This is a genomic window from Pseudomonas sp. NPDC087615, assembly GCF_044743445.1.
Classification (GTDB): domain Bacteria; phylum Pseudomonadota; class Gammaproteobacteria; order Pseudomonadales; family Pseudomonadaceae; genus Aquipseudomonas; species Aquipseudomonas baetica_A.
The window spans coordinates 65,831-85,925 of the sequence record NZ_JBIUWM010000013.1; the positions used below are offsets into that span (position 1 = coordinate 65,831).

At 57.2% G+C, this 20,095-nt stretch carries 16 protein-coding genes and 1 pseudogene; 14 read left to right on the plus strand and 3 right to left on the minus strand.

The genetic code is table 11. From position 1 onward, the window contains the following. The first annotated feature begins 35 nt into the window (after window positions 1-35). The 7 genes from ACIOU6_RS09020 to ACIOU6_RS09050 all read left to right on the plus strand — a co-directional run bounded on the left by ACIOU6_RS09020 (window position 36) and on the right by ACIOU6_RS09050 (window position 9,903). Window positions 36-1,559 carry a class I adenylate-forming enzyme family protein gene (locus tag ACIOU6_RS09020; protein WP_401135532.1) on the plus strand — a complete coding sequence of 508 codons (1,524 nt, stop codon included), beginning with the start codon at window positions 36-38 and terminating at the stop codon, window positions 1,557-1,559. After that, window positions 1,546-2,157: an HAD-IB family hydrolase gene (locus tag ACIOU6_RS09025; protein ID WP_339431104.1), complete on the plus strand. Its 612-nt coding sequence runs from the start codon at window positions 1,546-1,548 to the stop codon at window positions 2,155-2,157. The genes ACIOU6_RS09020 and ACIOU6_RS09025 overlap by 14 nt, the downstream gene beginning before the upstream one ends. 63 nt (window positions 2,158-2,220) lie before the next feature. Next, window positions 2,221-3,921 (plus strand): FAD-dependent monooxygenase, encoded by a 1,701-nt coding sequence (locus tag ACIOU6_RS09030; protein WP_401135535.1) that lies wholly within the window; start codon window positions 2,221-2,223, stop codon window positions 3,919-3,921. Window positions 3,922-4,039: 118 nt separating this feature from the next. Further along, window positions 4,040-5,125, plus strand: coding sequence for an acyl carrier protein (locus tag ACIOU6_RS09035; protein WP_401135538.1), 1,086 nt, complete (start codon window positions 4,040-4,042; stop codon window positions 5,123-5,125). A gap of 75 nt (window positions 5,126-5,200) precedes the next feature. Beyond that, window positions 5,201-8,617, plus strand: a complete 3,417-nt coding sequence (locus ACIOU6_RS09040) for a beta-ketoacyl synthase N-terminal-like domain-containing protein (RefSeq protein WP_401135540.1) — start codon at window positions 5,201-5,203, stop codon at window positions 8,615-8,617. A gap of 29 nt (window positions 8,618-8,646) precedes the next feature. Beyond that, on the plus strand, window positions 8,647-9,120 hold the full coding sequence (locus ACIOU6_RS09045; protein WP_401135542.1) for an SRPBCC family protein: 474 nt from the start codon (window positions 8,647-8,649) through the stop codon (window positions 9,118-9,120). A gap of 84 nt (window positions 9,121-9,204) precedes the next feature. Continuing rightward, window positions 9,205-9,903, plus strand: a complete 699-nt coding sequence (locus ACIOU6_RS09050; protein WP_401135545.1) for an outer membrane protein — start codon at window positions 9,205-9,207, stop codon at window positions 9,901-9,903. Here ACIOU6_RS09050 and ACIOU6_RS09055 read toward each other — a convergent pair. Beyond that, a pseudogene (locus ACIOU6_RS09055) lies at window positions 9,874-10,126 on the minus strand (hypothetical protein); the annotation flags it as partial. The gene ACIOU6_RS09050 and the pseudogene ACIOU6_RS09055 overlap by 30 nt on opposite strands. Before the next feature lie 13 nt (window positions 10,127-10,139). Next, window positions 10,140-11,705, minus strand: a complete 1,566-nt coding sequence (locus ACIOU6_RS09060) for a carbohydrate porin (protein ID WP_401135548.1) — start codon at window positions 11,703-11,705, stop codon at window positions 10,140-10,142. A gap of 168 nt (window positions 11,706-11,873) precedes the next feature. On the opposite strand from ACIOU6_RS09060, the gene ACIOU6_RS09065 reads away from it, so the two are divergent. The 6 genes from ACIOU6_RS09065 (at window position 11,874) to ACIOU6_RS09090 (ending at window position 18,711) form a co-directional block, all read left to right on the plus strand. Next, a complete protein-coding gene (locus tag ACIOU6_RS09065; protein WP_401135587.1) occupies window positions 11,874-13,148 on the plus strand; it encodes an ABC transporter substrate-binding protein in 1,275 nt (424 codons plus the stop codon). Between the two features lie 21 nt (window positions 13,149-13,169). Continuing rightward, window positions 13,170-14,132, plus strand: a complete 963-nt coding sequence (locus ACIOU6_RS09070) for a carbohydrate ABC transporter permease (protein WP_221729317.1) — start codon at window positions 13,170-13,172, stop codon at window positions 14,130-14,132. Next, window positions 14,129-14,971 (plus strand): carbohydrate ABC transporter permease, encoded by an 843-nt coding sequence (locus tag ACIOU6_RS09075; RefSeq protein WP_221729318.1) that lies wholly within the window; start codon window positions 14,129-14,131, stop codon window positions 14,969-14,971. The genes ACIOU6_RS09070 and ACIOU6_RS09075 overlap by 4 nt, the downstream gene beginning before the upstream one ends. Window positions 14,972-14,998: 27 nt before the next feature. Beyond that, entirely contained in the window at window positions 14,999-16,144 is a 1,146-nt protein-coding gene (locus tag ACIOU6_RS09080) for an ABC transporter ATP-binding protein (protein WP_221729319.1), read from the plus strand. Window positions 16,145-16,173: 29 nt separating this feature from the next. Then, window positions 16,174-17,643, plus strand: a complete 1,470-nt coding sequence (locus ACIOU6_RS09085; RefSeq protein ID WP_401135551.1) for a glycoside hydrolase family 32 protein — start codon at window positions 16,174-16,176, stop codon at window positions 17,641-17,643. A 75-nt stretch (window positions 17,644-17,718) separates the two neighbouring features. Then, window positions 17,719-18,711, plus strand: coding sequence for a LacI family DNA-binding transcriptional regulator (locus ACIOU6_RS09090; protein ID WP_221729321.1), 993 nt, complete (start codon window positions 17,719-17,721; stop codon window positions 18,709-18,711). 66 nt (window positions 18,712-18,777) lie between these two features. Here the strand turns inward: ACIOU6_RS09090 and ACIOU6_RS09095 are convergent, their stop codons facing one another. Beyond that, window positions 18,778-19,257 carry a GNAT family N-acetyltransferase gene (locus ACIOU6_RS09095; protein WP_221729322.1) on the minus strand — a complete coding sequence of 160 codons (480 nt, stop codon included), beginning with the start codon at window positions 19,255-19,257 and terminating at the stop codon, window positions 18,778-18,780. Between the two features lie 151 nt (window positions 19,258-19,408). Here ACIOU6_RS09095 and ACIOU6_RS09100 point away from each other — a divergent pair, with 151 nt between their 5' ends. Next, complete coding sequence (locus ACIOU6_RS09100) at window positions 19,409-20,062, plus strand: HD domain-containing protein (protein WP_221729323.1); 654 nt, start codon at window positions 19,409-19,411, stop codon at window positions 20,060-20,062. Window positions 20,063-20,095 lie beyond the last annotated feature (33 nt).

The following is a 20,095-nucleotide window of genomic DNA, read 5'->3' on the forward strand; positions in this document are numbered from 1 at the left end:
TAACCATTACTTCAAGGATTGAGAGAGGTTGGTAAATGAAAAGCCTTTCATATAAAGAAGGTTTTCTGCATCGTTTCGTCGGTTTTTCAGAATCTTTCCCGGACCACGTTGCTATCAGGAACCTGGACGCGGAAGAAGAGACTGTCACTTACCGTGGGTTGCGAATAAAGGCTGAAGAGTGCAACGGCGCACTCAAAAATCTAGGTGTATTACCAGGTGATAAAGTGGCGGTTGTTCTACCCAATGGGGTGGAGTTCATCGCTTACTACCTGGCGATCATCGGGCGCGGGGCGACTCCGGTTATCCTCAACTACAAACTGACGCCATTCGAAATGAGCAGCGTCATCAGTATTGCCCGACCGACGCTGGTCGTGACGACCGAAACGCTATTCAAGCAACATAGCGAGACATTTCAGCCTGCCTATGGCGTTCATCACTCCTTGGTGTTGAACACCGCAAGCGAGCCATCCTCTCCCCTGCCCGACAACGCAACGGCCGAATCACAGCTTCCTCGACAGACCGAACCTTTGTTATTGCCCGAAGGCAATCCGATCGTCTCGGTACAGTTCACGTATAGGGGCACCGGTAAACCTCTGGCGGTTTCTCACCGCTACCTTGACCTGACGCAATCGAGCGATGGACTGCATGAGCATTTTCATCTTCAAGGGGTCGGATCCGTTCATCTAGTGACGCTGCCGCTGTATGCCATCTTCGGACTGTCCGTGATGATGGTCTTTCCATTGAGCGTGGGCGCCACCCTGCTAATGACCAACACCCTGCTCAATAGGGATCTGGCGCAAGTCTTGTCCCAGCATCAGGTCACTTTTGCCTGCCTGGTGCCTGACGTCATTCGCTACTTCAATACGCGACTGGCCAAACGCAAAGGCGCGCTATTGCCGATGCACCCAAAACTGATGATTTATTCAGGTGGCAGCCATCTACCCGCCGACGAAGCCGACAAACTGGGAAGGCTGCTGGGGTGCAATCCGGTGCTGCAAGGCTATGGATTGACCGAGAGCATGCCGGTGATAGTCCAGAGCTCGATCGACAAGGTCCATCGTGGCGCCATGGGCCAGCCGATTCGCAACGTAGAACTGCGGGTCGTCGATGCTCAGGGTCAAGACGTCGCAACGGGGCGTATCGGCGAACTGTTGATACGCGGCCCGATGGTGATTGACGGATACAACGATGCCGCGCAAGCCAATGCCCGGTTCTTTCGTGAAGGCTGGCTGCACACGGGGGATCTGGTCTGGCGGGACGATGATGGGCATGTGTTCTTCTATTGCCAACGCCTGCGAATCTCGAAGATCAAAGCGCAAATGGTCGACCTGACCGAAATCGAATCCATTGCCCTGAAGCATCCTTGCGTGGTGCGCGCGAAAGCTTACATCGTCCCTGACAACAAGGAGGTCAACGTATTGCACCTGTGCGTTGAAGGGAGCGGTGACCTGACCCAGAACGCTATCTCCACCCTGCTCTCGCGCTACCTCTCAAGCTTCAAACTGCCTAGAACCATCGAGATTGTCTCTCTCAAGGAAGAGATCCATGCCAGCGAATAGCACACAACCGGTACTGGCCGTTTTCGACTTTGACGGCACACTGACCGACAGACATACGTTCTGGCGCTACATGCGTTTTATCGTGGGAACCCAGTCGTTCTGGCTAAGGATCGTTCCCCTGCTGCCCAAAATGCTCAGTGTGATCCTTGGCATCACACCGTTGATGCAGGCGCGCCTGGCGTTCATTGCCTGCTACCTGGGCGGCCTGTCAGTTGAGCAAGAGCGCGAACATGCCAAGTATTTCATTAGCGAACAGCTACCGCTCTGGCTCAGGCCCGAAGCCTTGCGCCGGCTGCAATGGCATCAGTCCATGGGCCATGTCACGGCGCTGGTCAGTAACTCGCCGGAGAACTATCTGATTCCCTGGGGGCAGGCAGCAGGTTTTGACTATGTATGTGGCACCCGCCTGGCGACGGCGAAGAACAAACTCACTGGCGGGATATCAGGTACCAACTGTGTTGAGAGAGAAAAAGTCACACGGCTCAAAGGCTGTTTGAGCAACCTTGATGATTTTTACATTTATGCCTACGGAGATTCATCAGGTGACGATGCCCTGCTCGGCATTGCCAACTCTCCCTTCTATAGAAACTGGTACTAACAGATGAACACTCTGAGCACGTTGGCACCCAAGCACCTGGGCCTCGGTAGAAACCCGACCGTCATGATCGTCGGTGCTGGCCCTATAGGGCTGTCCCTGGCAATCATGCTGAAGAAGTGGGGCGTCACTTTTCGCATTATTGAAAAGAATGCCGGCCCCTCCACCGCCACCAAGGCAATGGCCATTCACTCCAGAACCCTGGAAATTTTTCGCGATCTGGGTGTTGCCGATCAGGCCATCAGCGACGGGTTCACGATCAACCAGTTTTCGGTGCAGTCGAACGCCAAACGGGTACTGAACTACAACTTCTCCTACCTGGATACAACCTATCCCCTGCTTCTCAGCCTGCCACAGCCGCAAACAGAAAAGATTCTGCTTGAGCGCCTTAAGAAGTTGGGGGTGGAGGTCGAGTGGAATACCGAACTGGTCGATATAGAAAACCAGCCGGGTTCCGTGCGAATGACGCTTCATCATGCGGACGGTGACGACGAATCCTTCAGCAGTCGGTGGGTGGTCGCGTGCGACGGTGCTCGCAGCAACATTAGAAAACGTCTTGAGATGCCCTTCGAAGGATCGTCCTACGACCGATTCTTCATGCTGGCCGATGCCGATATCGAGTGGTCTGGTAGCAAGGACGAAGGGGCTTTCTTCCTCGGTGCGCAGGACGGTTATGTGGCGGTCGCACCGATCAGCGCGCCATCACGTTATCGGCTGTTCATCGAGATGCCCTACGACCTGCCGCCAGAAGGTGAGCGCCCATCCTTGAGCCTGGAGAACTTTCAGCGGTTGTGCGAAGGACGCGGGCAAAAGATGACGCTGTCCAATATTTCATCGACTACCATCGCCTCTTTTCAACATCGTCGCGTGCAGTCGCTGCAACAAGGCTCTGTGTTTCTGGTGGGCGATTCGGCTCATATCGGCAGCCCGATCGGCGGGCAATGGATGAACCTGGGTGTTTCCGAGGCTTACAACCTGGCGTGGAAAATGGCCTATGTCGATCAGGGCCTGGCGGATCAATCACTGCTGGAAAGCTACAACGAAGAACGCTACCCGGTTGCCCTGGAAGTCGAGAACACGGCACACCGACTGACCGCATTGATAACCCTCAGGCATCGCGCCCTCGTTTGGCTGCGCGACAATGTTCTGCCACTGCTGAGCAACAGGCGCAAGGTTCAGCGCACGTTGCCCACGATGATTTCCGGTCATCAGTACCACTACGGCAAAAGTGACTACATTCAAGAATCGCTGACGAAAAAGCAGCGCATGAATTGGGACAAAAAAGGGAAGAAACCCGAATTCCAGACGACTGCACCTCGCGCAGGTCAACTGGCTCCCGATGTCGAGTTGTGGCAACGGCAAGGTTTGCCGCCAAAACGCTTGATCGACCTGTTCCAGGGAACCTTCACGCTGCTGATTTTCAGCGCAGCCGATCAGTTTTCCCCCTTGCTACCGGGCTATTACTCGCTGGCCGAGTCGGTGGAGAAGGATTACCCAGGCATCAAGGCTTATTGCGTCATTGATGCATTGGGTAGCTCCGAGCTGCCTTTCTGGCACTCAACGCTGTTGGACCCCGATTGGCGGCTGCACAAGCGCTACCACGCCAAAGAAGGCACATTGATGCTGATTCGTCCTGACGGCTACATCGCTTTCCAGGGGGCTGATGCAATCACGCTCTTCACTTATCTGAACGTAAGATCCGGGCTGCTCAAAGGGGCCAGAAAAACAACATCTTCCGAGATCGACGCAGTGGAACTCCAACTTTAAGTCTCTATATGGCTACTGCCTGTTTGCTTCATTGAGTGACACAGGGCCCAACCCTGGGCCATGACTTTTGATTTCTTGTTGATAGAAAACATATACCGACTTTGGTTAGGAGAACCTCATGCGCGCCCAACTCAACGATGTTGTGCAGGAATTCATCGTGTCCAATGGAAAAATAGCGCATAGCTATTTCTCTCTTTCAGAAAAAATCATTGATTCGCTTTGCGATTCCAATATCGAAAAAGAATCCATATTGATGCGTTTGCTAGAGCAGGCCGAAACGGTCACTGCGCATTACTTCAACGCTCATCAACAAGTCCTGGAAGGTGTTTATGCCAATGGGGTTGAAACCCCCGTCAATAGAAGCCTGCCCGTCCTGGAGCCCGTCCACTCGAACCCGGTAGTGCTGGCATCGGCACCCGTTGCCGACCAAACGCCTGCGCTCAGCTACGCGCAATGGTTGCGCGCCGAAATAAGTTCGGTTACTGGATTCAAGAAGGAACAAATCAACTTCGATCAAAGTTTCGAGAGTTTGGGCATCGACTCCCTGGGGCTGGTCGATATTTTCGAATCCCTGGCTCAGCACTTTCCGGAAAAGAAAGAACTCACTTCATCGCTCTTTGATGCGCCCTCGCCTACCGTCCTGCTGGCACGACTTGAAGCCAACCCCCAGGCGCCTGTCGTGAATATCGAAACATGGGTACTTGAGCAATTGGCGAATATCACCGGTTTTACCGCTGACCAGATCGACCAGAAGCAAAGCTATGAAAGCCTGGGCCTGGATTCCCTGGTGCAACTGGACTTCCAGGAAGCGGTTGTCGCTCTGTGGCCGGCACTCAAGGCCAACAGCACAGAGTTGGTCAACGCCAAGTGTCCACAGGAAACAATCGCATTGATAAAAGCCGCCCTGGCCACCCCCGAATCGACCTCAGGCATACCCAGCCAAACGCAACCAACCAGCACAACAGCCCCCCAGGAGCCGCTAAGCAATCTGCTTTTAAACGCCCTGTCCCCCCTGATCCCCGACGCGCCAACGTCGATCGACATCGAGACGCCTTTCGCGCAGTTGGGGCTCAGCGGTTTTGCCCGCGAAACCCTCTGCCAATCAATGGCGCAACAGTGCCCTGTCAGCGAATTCGCCGGCGAGGCGCTGATGTCGCGTCGTACGCCGCAAGACGCCATGTCGTTGCTGAAAAGGCTGGGCTGAGCCGCTGTAAAAAATGCAATGGAATCCGGGTGATCGCAAAGATCACCCAGCATTTTGACAACCAGGAGAACGGGTATGAGTGGTGCGGTAACGACAGAGGACGATTTTTGCTTCAGTGCAATGGCTGGAGAGTTTCCCGGGGCACCCTCAACGGATGCGCTTTGGCACTTGCTCGCGCAGGGACAGGTAGCGCCCATCGATTCGATGCTGACACGCTGGGAGCTGGATAAGGCGTCAATCTATTCAGCAAAGAAAGGGGAAAAGGATCGTACGTATCTGGACAGTGCTTTTTGCCTGGCCGATGACGCATCGACCCCTTCACGCCATGAAGGACGGCAAGTCGCCATCGGCAAGAAAGTACTCCAGACACTCCTCACCCAGCTTGCCGCACAAGGCTCGGTATTGATCAAGGAGCGCACAGCGTTGGTGGTCGCGACGTCCTGGAGCGATGAGAGTTACTTCGTCACCGGCGTCTGCGCAACGGCCAATACACCACGCGGTTATACGCCGGGTGAACAAGTCGCTGAACTGGCGGCGGCGTTTGCCTTGGGTGGCCCCGCGTTATCAGTAGACACCGCCTGCAGTTCATTCCCCTATGCAATCGATATGGCTCAAGCGCTGGTCAACAGCGGACAGGCAGATAACGCGATTGTCATGGCACTGAACACCGTGCTGCCGCCGGCGCTGTTTCTGGGGTTCTCGCAGTTGACTGCCTTTTCCTCCCGGGCCCAGATGCAGGCGTTCGGCCAGGACGCTGACGGCATTGTGCCGGGCGAATGTGCGGTCGCCTTTCTGGTCGAGCCCGTCTCGCAGGCCCTGATTGCGAAGCGTCGCCCACTGGGTGTTTTACGCGCATTGGGACTGTCGGCCGACGGCGCCGAAGGCTCGGTATTTGCGCCAGGCAAACAGGCTCAGTGCACGGCTTACGAGCGTGCCTATGTCGGTCTTGACCCCAACGACGTCGACTACATCGAGACCCATGGCACCGGTACACCGCTGGGTGATGCGACAGAGCTGGACTCGTTGAACAGCTTCTTCGCTCCTCATCGCGCGGACGGCAAAAAGATAATGATCGGTTCGATCAAATCCGTGATTGGTCACCCATTGGCCGCCGCCGGAGGCGCTTCACTCGCCAAGGCGCTGATGATATTGCGTCACAAAGGTATTCCCCCTCAGCCCGACTACCGCCCCAGCGCAAAAGTCGATGAGACCTGCCTGAAGTTGGCCACAGCGCAGGTACAGCCCCTGGCCGATCGTCAGTCGGCGGTTCGGGTTGGCATATCCAGCTTTGGTTTCGGCGGCGCCAATGCGCATCTGGTGGTGGATGAGTACATTCCCGACAACCGCCCTACCGTCCCCCGGGTCGCCCCCGGCGTGCTGATGCTGGACCTTGCCATTGTCGAGGCTGAAGCGGCGATCGGCAGTCACTTCTCATTGCAGGCGCTCAAGCAACAACTCGATCAGCCAGCAGCACCGTCAGTCAGTTTCCCTTATGGGCGCTTCGTTGATTGCGCCGCCACTGCGGGCCAGCCGTTACTGGGGAAATTCCTGTCGCTGGATCGCGTCATTGATATAGACGGTTTCGGCATGGGCCCCAAACATCTGGCCCATGTCGATCCGTTCAAGCTGTTGATCACCGATCGCATCAATCATTTACTGCAACGTCTGCCGGGCGTGGCCGGCTCACCCGACACGGCGATGGTCATGTGCTGCAACATGGGTGGGGAGCGTTTCAGCAATGCGTATAGCGGCGCCCACACGTTCTATTCCCAGGCTCAAGGCATGCCACCGGGTGTGGAGGTGACGGATGTGGCAACCATGTTGCCGAACATGTTGTCCGGCTACCCGGCGAAAATTTTTGACTTCAAAGGTTTCCATCAAACACTGGTCGGTACCCCTGGCTTGTTCTGGCAAACCTTGCTGGCATCGCAGCAATGGTTCAAGGAAGGCGTGACGACGCTCTTGCTCGGTGCAGGGCGTTTTATCAGTGGCGAAATAGAGATCGAACGCGCCCGGCACTCAGCGACACTGCAAGGCGAAGGGGTGGGGGTGATTGCTCTGCGCCCCTACCTACCAGACTCCATCGACAAGCCTTTACTGGTGATCCGCGCAGCCGTCTTGGCCCATGCCGCGAACTCGCTGCAAGAGGCTTGCCAACTGCAGGGCAAAGCGCTGAGTCAATACCAGAACATTGAAGTCTGCGAACTGCAGCCTGATGCAACGCATGCCAGCAGTTCACTGCAAGAAATGACCGGTTTTTTGGCTGAAGCCAGTGGCATCGAAACCCTGTTGGCGGTGCTGTTGAGTGCCTCGGTACACACGGTGATCGAGGTGCGCGAAGCCGGCAAGGCTGTGATGTGGTTATTTACTGAAAAACTTCGGGAGTGGCGCACGACCGCCGCCGAACCCACCGCTGCCGTCAAGCATCCCTTCACGTTGCGTTTCGCTCACTCGGCGCCCCAGCAATTGCAGAAGGTCATCTCGCCGGCACGCCCTGTCAGCCTGGTCAGGGAGCCGCGACACGACGGCGTCGACGTGCTGGAACTGAGCGAGTTGCTGACCAGCACCCTGCTCTCAGGGCTACGTGTCAGAACTCGCGCCATGGAGGGCCTTTTCGCACTGCACCGTGGCGCTGAAGCCCAGCGCCCCGCGCACTGGCAACGTCGCCCGGAGAATATCGTGATCGCCAACGTCCAGCGTGGCCCTCAGTCACTGCACGCCCAGCTCGTGGTGAATGAAGCGCACCCTTACTTCTTCGACCATCCTCTTGATCACATCCCCGGCATTTTATTGCTCGAAGGCGTGTTGCAACTGATTGAACTCGCCATGCCCCCACTGAGCGGCCGAGTGGCCTATGTCAAAAACCTGAGTATCAAGTTCCAGCAATACGTACAGAAGCAGGGTGCGATTGATCTTCATCTGGAACAAGGCAAAGACCCTCAGGTCTTCAATGCCAAGGTCATGCAGGCCGGAAAGTTGATGTGCACATGCATCCTTGGCATGGCCTACAACTCGGCGTTCGAAACATCGCCCGCCGCCGAGTTCACGGCTGTTCGCTGCCGCGACAAGGCGTTGCTGCACAAGGCCAGGGAAGAAAACATCATCGTCAGTGACATAAGCGGTATCGCCCAGGGATTGAGCGTAGACACGCTCAAACTGCCGGATGAGCACATCTTCCAGGAGGGCGACCCAGAGCACTATTCGATGGTCTATTTCCTCGAAGTTGCCCGTCAGTGCTACATGCAGATTGCCCACAGCCATCTACGAATCCCACTCAATACCCCGATGAACCTGCTGGCCTTGAGTTTCACTCTCGATCGGCCAATCCCCAGGAACAGCCCGCTGTCGTTGGCACCGCAAGGCGGTTTTGACGCGCAGGATCAGCCCTTCAAAACGAACCGTATCTACATCGACCTGTTCAACCGGGGCGAAAAAATCGGTCAGGCGAGCATTACCGCACAAGTGCTGAGTCAATCCGCGCCGGCTGCGTGACAGCCCCCCCACACAACAAAGGTGTCGCCGTGAACGATGTAAATGTGCAAGTCCGAGTCAAATCGCCGCCTTCTGAAATCTGGAAGATCTGGAGCAACTTCTCAGAAGCGCCGTTATGGGATACCGACGTCAGACATTGTGAACTCGATGGCCCGTTCCAGCCTGGAACGCGGGGCAAGTGCGTCCTCAAGAATGGCCTGAGCATGCCACTGAAACTGGAAGCGGTGAGGCTGCATGAAAGCTATCGGAACACGGCAAGATTGCTTTGGATCGATCTCGAGTTCGATCACCGGATGCATAGACTTTCCCCGCATGAAACCCAGATCACCCACAGCGCGAAGATCTCCGGCCCCTTCAGTTTTTTATACCGCGGGCTGTTACGAAAAATGCTGACGGCAGCCATGACCACCGCACTGGCCAACCTGCGCACTCTGGCGGAACAACGAGCTAAAGCGATGAGCAACCTCGTGTTCGAAAAACCTGACGCGCATTTACAGCACTAAAAAATACCGGGAACAGGCGTGTTGAACGCTCACGCCTGAGCAAGATTCGCCTACTTATCGATAACGGCACACTTCGGACCGAGCATGAACCTACCAAAAAACACTCAGTATCTCGTGATGGGCGTCATAGGCATGGGCTTTGTCAGCCCAGCGTCCAGTTCCGCCGACACGCTCGGCCCCTACATCAGTGTCATGGGCGGCCTGAACTGGGTTGCGCCGCAAAACCTTAATCAGAACAACCTCGATTTTGTCGAGATGCAGTTCAATCACCCCTTAAACTCCGGCTACGCCACGGGACTGGCATTGGGCTGGCGATTCCCCGTCGGGCTCAGACCCGAAGTGGAGCTCAGTTACCGCAAAAACACTCTCACCCAATTCAATAACCGGGTCTACGAAGGCGGCGGGAGCATCCCGGGCAAAGGCAAAGAGGAAGTCACCAGCCTGATGGCCAACCTCTGGTATGACTTCCTGAATCTCCCGGCGCCCTTCAGTCGGTTCACTCCCTACATTGGCGGCGGCCTGGGCTACAGCACCGTGTCAATCAGTGGCCTGGAAGCCGGCGGCGTCCATTTCGGCAATACTCATCGCGACAACGTATCGGCCTATCAACTCGGAGCCGGGGTAAGTTTCGAGCTCACCGATCAATGGTCCACGTCCCTGGATTATCGATACTTCAAGACTCGCGATGCGCACTTCGGTGATATTCAGGGCCTGCCCCAAGGCGATGTGCGCACGGACTACAGCGCCCAGTCATTAATGCTCGGCCTGCATTATTGGTTCTAAGCGGTTAAATGCATCGACGCCTTGCACGGCGTTACTTTGACAAGCCTGCGGATTGAATAACGCCACTGCTGTTCCACGACGATATTCGGTGTCTCTCCATTTCGATGCCACAGTGCCTGTTGAAGTTAGCGAAACTTTCATGGCCGATCTCAAAGCAGATGTCTGCAACTGACATCTCTGTTTGCAACAACAGCCGGCCGGCGCGCTGAAGGCGTGCTGGCCGGTGCGTTCGAACATTAAAACCAGGTTTCCATTTGTATCCCGTATTGCCAAACACCTCCGGCATTGAAGTCCGTCTTGCCGAAGTTGTCTGTGGAGCTGTATCTGTCCAGATCCGAAGACCAGTTCATGAAACTTGCGAACACTCGTAATTCAGGACGTGTGAGAAGGTCTCCAACGTCAGGCTTGAAGGTCGGAGCGACCGTGAATTTCCAGAAGTTACCGTCGACCGCATTGCGCTGCAGGTAGCCCTTGGGGTCGAGGTCCATGGTTTGCCAGCTCATTTCGTAGGCCATCTCGAAATTGCTGTTGATTGCATTGGCCAAACGCACGTTCAGGGTCATCCAGCGGTAGTCGTCACCCTTGACGTATCTGTCCTTGCTCTGTTCGGCCAGCAAGCTGGGGCCGATACGCCAGCCGGGAGCAATGGGTGTCTCACCATAAAGCGCCAGCCGCAGAGCGCGGGCGTCGTCGATCAGTTCGCCATCCGAACCGATGTTCTTGACCTCTGCCCCCAGACCTTGCCCATAGAGCAGCGCCGTTTTGAAGAAGCCTTCCCGGCCGAAAAAGTTTTTCTGATGGTTGGCCAACATGCTGTGCAAGCCGGAATCCGCAGGCGTCAGGCCCGCTTCATTGCTGCGATTGCCGAAGTCGTTTTTCTTTGAGCCAATGCCATTGAACATCCACTGCCACTGACCGTTATCGAAGAACTGGTTGGAGGTCAGGATGTAGCTTTCCACATCGGCATTGACACCGCCCTCACTGAAATCCCCGTAGTTACGCCCGATCAAAGAGTAATTCGAGCGCCAGTTCTTGTTCATCTGCACGTCGTAGATACCACCTCCGGTACCGGCCAGATAGACCACGTCGGAGTCCAGCCAATGGATATCGAAGTTATCCCTGTCGAATCGTTTGCCTGCCCACAAGGTGGCGTTCTCGAACACTGAGTTGCCCTTGAAGGCGGCAAGATGATCGAGCTCGGTAAAGACCTGACGCACGTTCAGGTTGCTCTCGTCGGCCGTCCAGTCATTGGAGCTTTCCACACCATCGGCGATGGACACCGTGAATTTGGCGCGGGTGCCGTTCTGCGCATAGGTTTCTTTCGACAGGTCTATACGCATGTAGGTGTCGTCTTCGTTGCCGAGTCGCCCGACAGCACCACCAACTGAGCCGGCCGGCGTTGTATAAGGCCCGCCACGGCCACCACCAAGCCCCTCGTCAATCAGCAATCCGGAGCGGGCATAGCCTTTGAAGCTGAACCCGTCCGTAAGGTGTCCAGCACTGCCCTTTTTTTCAATGCTTTCCTGACGGGCTTCGAGTTTTGCCAGCCGGGTATCCAAAGCAGGCGTCGAAATGGCGGCGGCAGTGGACGCTGCGGGCTGCAAAGCGGGAGTGGCGAGTTTGATTTGCTGCAATTCCCTGGCGAGCGCTTGGGTTTGCTGTTCGGCTGCGGCTGCGCGCTGTTCCGCTGCGCTGGCACGGGCTTCAAACGCGGCCATGCGCTCTTCCAGAGTCGCGGCCTGAGAGGTTGCCGCCGATGTGCCAAGCACGCCTGCGAGTAGCCAGCCTGATGCTTTCTGCATGTGGATTTCCCTGTTTTGTTTTTATTGTTTTGTTCCCGCGACCGGCCATTTTTCGTGAGTTGTGAATTGTCGCAATCGACGAAAAAAAGGATGCCCCATCGCAAATACGCTGCTACATTTGGCGATGTTAACGTTAACTTTTCTAAAAACAAAAATAAAGGGTGCTCAATGAAACATCTGAAATCTCTCCTGCCAGCAGCATTAATCATTCTCTGTGCCGCACTTCCATCCGTCTCGAGCGCCGCCGATTTGACGATCTCGTGCGGTGCAGTGGGTGCCGAGTTACAGCTCTGCAAGGAGGCTGTCGAGGCGTGGTCGAAACAGACCGGCAACAATGTCGAGGTGGTTTCCACGCCTAACTCGGCGACCGAGCGGTTGTCGTTCTACCAGCAGATCCTCAGTGCGCAGTCCAGCGACATCGACATCATTCAAATCGATATGGTGTGGCCGGGAATGCTGGCCAAACATCTGCTGGATCTGCGCGAGGTGCTTCCTGCTAATGCGACCCAGGGCTACTTCCAGGCACAGGTGGACAACGCCACGGTGAACGGACGGCTGGTAACGATGCCGTGGTTCACTGACTCGGGCCTGTTGTATTACCGCAAGGACTTGCTCGAGAAGTACCACCAGCCGGTTCCCCGGACCTGGGAAGAAATGACCGCGACCGCCAGAAGTATTCAACAGGCCGAGCGCACTGCCGGGAACCCCAATGCGTGGGGTTACATTTTTCAAGGGCGTGCCTACGAGGGCCTGACGTGCAATGCGCTGGAGTGGATCAGCAGCCAACCGGAAGGCGGACTGGTCAATTCACGAGGCGACATCGTGGTCAACAATCAGGCCTCCAGAACCGCTTTGACCCTGGCGAAAAGCTGGGTCGGAGACATCTCCCCGAGGGGCGTGCTCAATTACACCGAGGAAGAAGGGCGTGGCGTATTCCAATCGGGAAATGCGCTGTTCATGCGTAACTGGCCGTATGTCTGGGCCCTGGTTCAAAGTCAGGACAGTGCCGTAAAAGACAAGGTTGGGGTCGCTCCCCTGCCCCGTGGCGGCGAAGCTGGCACACATGCCTCCACCCTCGGTGGCTGGGGCCTGGCGGTATCGCGTTACAGCGCCCATCCAAAGCTTGCCGCAGAACTGGTGAGTTACCTGACCCGCGAGCAAGCGCAAAAACATCGAGCCCTGACGGGCGGCTATAACCCGGTTATCGAATCGCTGTATCAAGACCCCGAATTGCTCGCGGCCATGCCTTATTACGCTCAGTTGCACAGCATTCTCAACGATGGGGTGATGCGCCCCGCCTCCATCACTGCCGATCGCTATCCACGGGTCTCCAATGCGTTCTTCGATCGAGTGCATGGCGTACTGGCGGGCGAGTCGCCTGTCGATCAGGCGCTGGCCGAACTGGAAAGCGAACTCACGCGCATCAAACGCCGGAACTGGTAAGCCACAAGGAAGGAAATCACCATGTCTGTCTCTACTACCCATGCCCCTTGTGACGAGTTGCTGGTCACCAGGGAAACGCCCGTGCAACGTCGCCGAGTACGCGCTGCCTGGCTGTTTCTGACGCCGATGTTGCTGTGCCTGGCCCTGGTGGCGGCCTGGCCGCTACTGCGCACATTCTGGTTCAGCCTGACCGACGCCAACCTGGCGGACACGGGTGGCGGAACCTTCATTGGCTTGAGCAATTATCTGTTCCACAGCAGCACCGGCTGGTCGGGGATCCTGGTCGATCCGCAATGGTGGAATGCGGTGCGTAACACCTTGCATTTCACTGTGGTGTCAGTGGGACTGGAAGTCGTACTGGGGCTGCTGGTGGCGTTGCTGTTGAACATCAAGTTCACCGGCCGTTCGTTGGTGCGTGCGTTGATTCTGATTCCCTGGGCGATTCCTACCATTGTCTCGGCGAAGATCTGGTCATGGATGCTTAACGACCAGTTCGGCATCATCAATCATATGATGCTGAGCCTCGGCCTGATTGACGCGCCCCTGGCCTGGACGGCAGATGCGGATCTGTCGATGTGGGCGGTGATCATCGTCGACGTCTGGAAGACCGTCCCTTTTGTCACGCTGCTGATGCTCGCGGCCTTGCAGATGTTACCGAGCGATTGCTACGAAGCCGCCAGGGTCGATGGCATTCATCCGCTGAAAGTGTTCTGGCGTGTCACGCTGCCACTGTTGATGCCCGCACTGCTGGTGGCGGCGATCTTCCGCATTCTCGACTCTCTGCGCGTATTCGACGTCATCTATGTGCTGACCTCGAACTCTTCGAGCACCATGAGTATGTCTGTCTATGCCCGCCAACACCTGGTGGAGTTCCAGGATGTTGGCTATGGCAGCGCGGCCTCGACGCTGCTGTTTCTGGTCGTAGCGGTAATCGCCATGCTTTATCTCTACCTCGGACGCCGTCAAATGGAGGTTCGGTCATGAGCCCACGCCTACTGAAAAAAGCGCTGCTGCGCCTCGGATTCTGGTGTCTGATCGGGGTTTTGCTGCTGTATGCGGTCTTCCCTTTCTACTACGCCATCGTGACTTCGCTGAAGCCATCCAGCGCCTTGTTCGAGGTGAGCTACTGGATAGAAACTCCCGACTTCTCCAATTACGCGGCGGTACTCCACCAAGCCTCTTTCCTGCGGGCTATCGGTAACTCATTAGTGGTTGCGCTGTGCGTGGTGACGCTGGCGCTGTTCCTCAGTGTGACCGCGGCCTATGCCTTGGGAAGGGTGAAATTCCGTGGGCGTGGCACGGTTTTGATGATGGTTCTCGGCGTGTCGATGTTTCCCCAAGTCGCTGTACTGTCCGGGCTGTTCGAAGTGATCCGCGCCCTGGGTCTGTACAACACGTCTTTGGCGTTGATCCTGAGCTACACGATTTTCACCCTGCCCTTCACCGTCTGGGTGCTCACCACGTTCATGGGCCAACTGCCCCATGAACTGGAGGAAGCGGCAATCATGGATGGCGCCTCGCCCTGGGTCACGCTTACCCGAGTGCTGTTGCCGTTGCTATGGCCCGCACTGGTCACCACGGGTTTGTTGGCGTTCATCGCCGCGTGGAACGAGTTCCTGTTTGCCCTGACCTTCACCCTCACCGACACCCAACGCACCGTGCCAGTCGCCATCGCCTTGATTTCCGGCGGCAGCCCCCATGAGTTGCCTTGGGGATTGTTGATGGCCGCCTCGGTGGTGGTCACCGTCCCACTGGTGATTCTGGTGCTGATCTTCCAGCGCCGAATCGTTTCCGGTCTCACTGCCGGCGCGTTAAAGGGTTGATGCCCAACAAAGACAAGGAACAGCATCGTGATCAAATTGAAACTGGACAACGTGAACAAACAACTGGGCGGCGCACGGATTCTTCGCGACGTCAGCCTGGAGATCGCTGCGGGTGAATTCGTGGTATTCGTCGGCCCTTCGGGCTGCGGAAAGTCGACCCTGCTGCGACTGATCGCCGGACTGGATTCGATCTGCGGCGGCGACCTGCTGATCGACGGGCGACGGGTCAACGACCTGGAACCGCGCGAGCGTGGCGTCGGCATGGTGTTTCAGTCTTATGCGCTGTACCCGCACATGAGCGTCTACGACAACATCAGCTTTGGTCTCAAACTGGCCAAGACTGAAAAGAGCAGCCTGCGCGAGCGCGTGCTGAAAACAGCGCAAATCCTGCAATTGGACAAACTGCTGCAACGCAAACCAAAAGAACTGTCCGGAGGACAGCGTCAGCGTGTGGCCATGGGCAGAGCCATGGCGCGTGAACCGGACATTTTGTTGTTCGATGAGCCGCTTTCGAATCTGGATGCATCCTTGCGGGTGCAGATGCGCAACGAAATCGCACGGCTGCATGATCGACTGGCCTCGACCATGATCTACGTCACCCACGATCAAGTGGAAGCGATGACCCTGGCTGACAAAATTGTGGTGCTCAATGGCGGTCGCGTAGAACAGGTCGGCTCACCGCGCGAACTCTATGAGCGCCCGGCCAGTCGCTTTGTTGCCGGTTTTCTCGGTTCGCCAAAAATGAACTTCCTTGCGGCGCGCCTGCATGCGCCGGGCGAAACCAGCCTGATCGACACCGCCGTTTTGGGTATGACCACCCTGCCCTTCGACAGCTCGAACCTCGCGGCGGGCACGCAGTTGAGCCTCGGAATTCGTCCGGAGCACGTCTCGCTCAAGGCGGCGGATGGAACCGCCGGCATCCTCGTGACAGGTGTCGAATACCTGGGCAGCGAAACATATGTGCACCTCGAAACAGGTCAGGACGAGCCACTGATCTGTCGTTGTGAGGTCAGCGCCGGATGGCAGGCGGGCGATCGGGTCGAACTGCAACTGGACATCGACAACCTGCACCTGTTCGACGCCGACGGCGCAGCCTTGAAGCGCCATCCACAAGCCATTGAAACCCTGCCGGATGGCGTCCCTCTGCGCCCGATACGGGCACGTGCCCTATGACCTTTTCTTTGAAGCCTCTGAGCGATCCAATGCCTTGCACCCTTGACCTTGCGCAGCGTGCGCTGAGTGATGGCCTGTCCCGCGTCATCCAGGATTATCGACCCGGTTATCACATTTCTCCGCCGGCAGGCTGGATGAACGACCCTAACGGGGTCGTGTACTTTCGGGGCGAATATCACGTTTTCTATCAACACTACCCTTTCGAAGCGAAATGGGGCCCTATGTATTGGGGGCACGCCAAGAGTGCCGATCTCGTTCATTGGCAGCACCTACCCATAGCGCTGGCACCCGGCGATGACTTCGACCGTGACGGATGTTTTTCCGGTAGCGCTGTGGTGTGCGCAGATACCCTGGCACTGATCTACACCGGACACACCTGGCTGGGAGAAGTGGGTGACGAGCGCTTGATCCGTCAAGTGCAGTGCCTGGCAACCAGCACCGATGGCATCCGGTTCGTCAAGCATGGCGCCGTCATCGAGACCGCGCCGCAAGACACGATCATGCACTTTCGTGACCCCAAGGTATGGAAGGAGGATGACTATTGGTACCTCATTGCCGGCGCACGTGTGGGCGATAGGCCGCTGCTCCCGCTGTACCGTTCCACGGATCTGCACGTTTGGGAGTTCCTTGACTATGTTTCCGGCGGCAGCGAGGGCGATGGCTATATGTGGGAGTGCCCGGATCTGTTCCGGCTGAACGGGCGCGATGTGCTGCTCTACTCCCCCCAGGGCATGCAATCCGAGGGTTACGAGCGGCTCAACAAATACCAGACCGGTTACCGAGTGGGCCGACTCGACAGCGACTGGCACTTCACTGGCGGGCCTTTTATCGAGCTGGATAACGGCCACGATTTCTATGCCGCGCAAACGCTATTGGCCGCCGATGGTCGGCGCCTCGTGTGGGCATGGCTCGACATGTGGGAAAGCCCGATGCCGAGCCAGGCCCATCACTGGTGCGGCATGCTCGGTTTGCCACGCGAACTTGAACTGTGCGCCGATCGCCTTTGCGTGTTTCCGGCACGGGAGCTCACCGCTCTGCGCAAGACGCTATTGCCTAGCACGCCGTGGTGGGAGGAGTCGGGAGCCCGGTGGGTGCCAGAAGTGAGTGGCGATATGCTCGAAATCCATGTGCATCTGGACTTGCTCGGCTGTACCGACGGCCACCTGGGCATCGCCTTGCGCTGCAGCGTCGATGGCCAGGAAGAAACGCGGCTCTACTACGATGCGGCACTACAGCGTCTGGTGCTTGACCGTAGCCGCTCGGGTGCGCAAGTCACAGGTCAACGCAGCGTGTCGATAGACCCGACACAAGAGCGACTGGAACTGCGGGTGTTCCTGGATCGCTCGTCCATTGAGGTGTTCGACGAAAACGGGCGCTTCAGCCTCAGCAGTCGCCTCTACCCACAGCCCGGCAGTCTGGGTGTGAAGCTTCTTGCAAGCGGCAGTGGCGGGCGCGTCTCGATTCCCAGGGCATGGCCTCTCGCCTCGGGATGGCTATGAGCAGCGTCACTCGAGTCGCGAGAAGCGCGGGCGATGTGTCATGATTCTGCGTCAATCTGATCGGTTTCGCCTGACATGACTTCAGTGAAAGACGTTGCACTGCTGGCCGGCGTGTCCCTGATGACGGTTTCTCGAGCGCTCAACAACCCGGAAAAACTGAGCCCCGAAACCCTTCTGCGGGTGCGTCGCGCCATCGATGAACTGCAATTCGTACCGAGCTTGTCGGCGCGCAAAATGCGCGGCGACAACCTCCAGTCGCGAACCATCGGTGTGTTCGCGCTGGACACCGCGACTACACCGTTTGCCGTCGAGTTGCTGCTGTCCATTGAACAGACCGCGCAGCAGGCGGGCTGGAATGTGTTCATCCTCAACCTGTTGAGCAACCCACCCACCGACCAAAACATCGACCTGATGTTGTCGCACCGTCCCGACGGGCTGATTTTCAGCGCCATGGGCTTTCGCCAGGTGTGCATTCCCGAGCGTTTGAAGAGCAAACCCCTGGTACTTGCCAATTGCCTGGCGGATGACAGTCGCCTGGTGAGTTATGTGCCCGACGACGAAACGGGGCAGTATCGCGCTGTACATCACGCATTGAGCCAAGGCTATCGGCGCCCTCTGTGTATCAATCTGCCAAAACAGAGTCTGGCCTGGGACCTGCGACAAAAAGGCTTGCAGCGTGCCTGCCAGGCATTTGGCCTTGCGCCTGACGCAGTCCTGCAATACGACCTTTGCGATCATGATGCCTATGGTGAAGCCGCCGCCATCCTCGACCGGCACATCATTGATGGTCGTCCCCAATTCGACATTCTGATCTGTGGCAACGACCGCATTGCCTTTTGTGCCTATCAGTTACTGTTGGGCCGTGGCCTGAAAATTCCCGACGATGTCGCCGTTCTCGGCTACGACAACATGATCGGTATTGCTGAGCTGTTCATCCCGCCGCTGACCACAGTGCAACTGCCGTACTACGAGATCGGTCGCAAGGCTGCCCGGCACCTGATCGAGTCCCTCGACGAATCGGGAGCCCAGCCAGTTGATTGTCCATTGGTGGTCAGGGCATCACTATAAGCATTAGGTGATAGCACACCCGCCTGCTTTCGATTGGCCATTCGCCTGTCACGCACCCATCGGTGTTCAGCCTTCGGCGAACTCGCGCAGCACCTTGCCATCCATGCGATACCTCACCCATTCTTCCTGTGGTTGGGCGCCGAGGGATTTGTAGAAGTCGATGGCCGGGGTGTTCCAGTCGAGCACGCTCCATTCGAAGCGGCCGCAGTCGTTGTCGCAGGCGATTTTTGCCAGATGGCGCAACAGGGTTTTGCCGGCGCCGCCACCGCGTTGTTCCGGGGTGATATAGAGGTCTTCGAGGTACAGGCAATTGCTGCCCAGCCAGGTCGAATAGCTGAAGAAGAACACTGCAAAACCGATGGGCAGGCCGTCGCGCAGGCAAATCAGGCCATGGGCGGTGGCGCCTTCGCCGAACAGGCTGCGTTCGATGTCGACGACGCTGGCGATGACTTCGTGGCGAGCCTTTTCGAAATCTGCCAGTTCGGTGATGAAGGCGAGGATCTGCGGTGCATCGCTGGGGGTCGCCGGGCGGATTTCGATCGTCATGGACGGGCCTTGTTGGAAAATGGAAAGCGCCATACTAAGGCGCGACGGAGCGCTCGTCACATGGCAATTCAACGCTTAACCTTGGCAGGGCCGGACAGCTGATGTTTTAACGCCGCGCCCAGAGCAATGGCGCTCACCTCAAAGGATGCTAATGAACCCTAACGCTTTTGTACCACTGGCGACGTTGGCAACGGATCTACTGCCCCACGCCCTTGAGCCTTCAGACGACGGTGCTCACGACCTCGCGCACCTGCAGCGGGTCTGGCACAACGTGCGTACGTTGCAGGCCGAGGAAGGCGGGGATCTTGAAATGATGCTAGCCGCGGTGCTGTTGCACGATTGCGTGGCCATCGAAAAGAACTCGCCGCAGCGCTCGCAGGCCTCGCGTCTGGCGGCGGAAAAAGCGTCAACGGTGCTGGCAGAACTGAACTGGCCGTCAGCAAAAATCGCCGCCGTTGCCCACGCCATTGAGGCGCACAGTTTTTCCGCCAACATCGCCGCGCTTACCCTCGAAGCAAAAATCGTCCAGGACGCCGACCGTCTCGACTCACTGGGCATGCTCGGCGTCGCCCGCACGTTCTATGTTGCCGGGCGTATGGGCTCGGCGCTTTACGACCCGCAAGATCCCGAAGCGAAAGAACGCGACTACGACGACACACGTTTCTGCCTCGATCATTTCCAGACCAAACTGCTGCACCTCGCCGACGGTTTCCAGACCGCCGCCGGTCAGCGCCTGGCGCTGATCCGTCATCAACGCCTTAAGGGTTTCATGGAGCAATTGAAGGAAGAAATCGGGGTCGCCTGAGTGCAATCGCGCTCGACCGTTCGTCGCTCATCA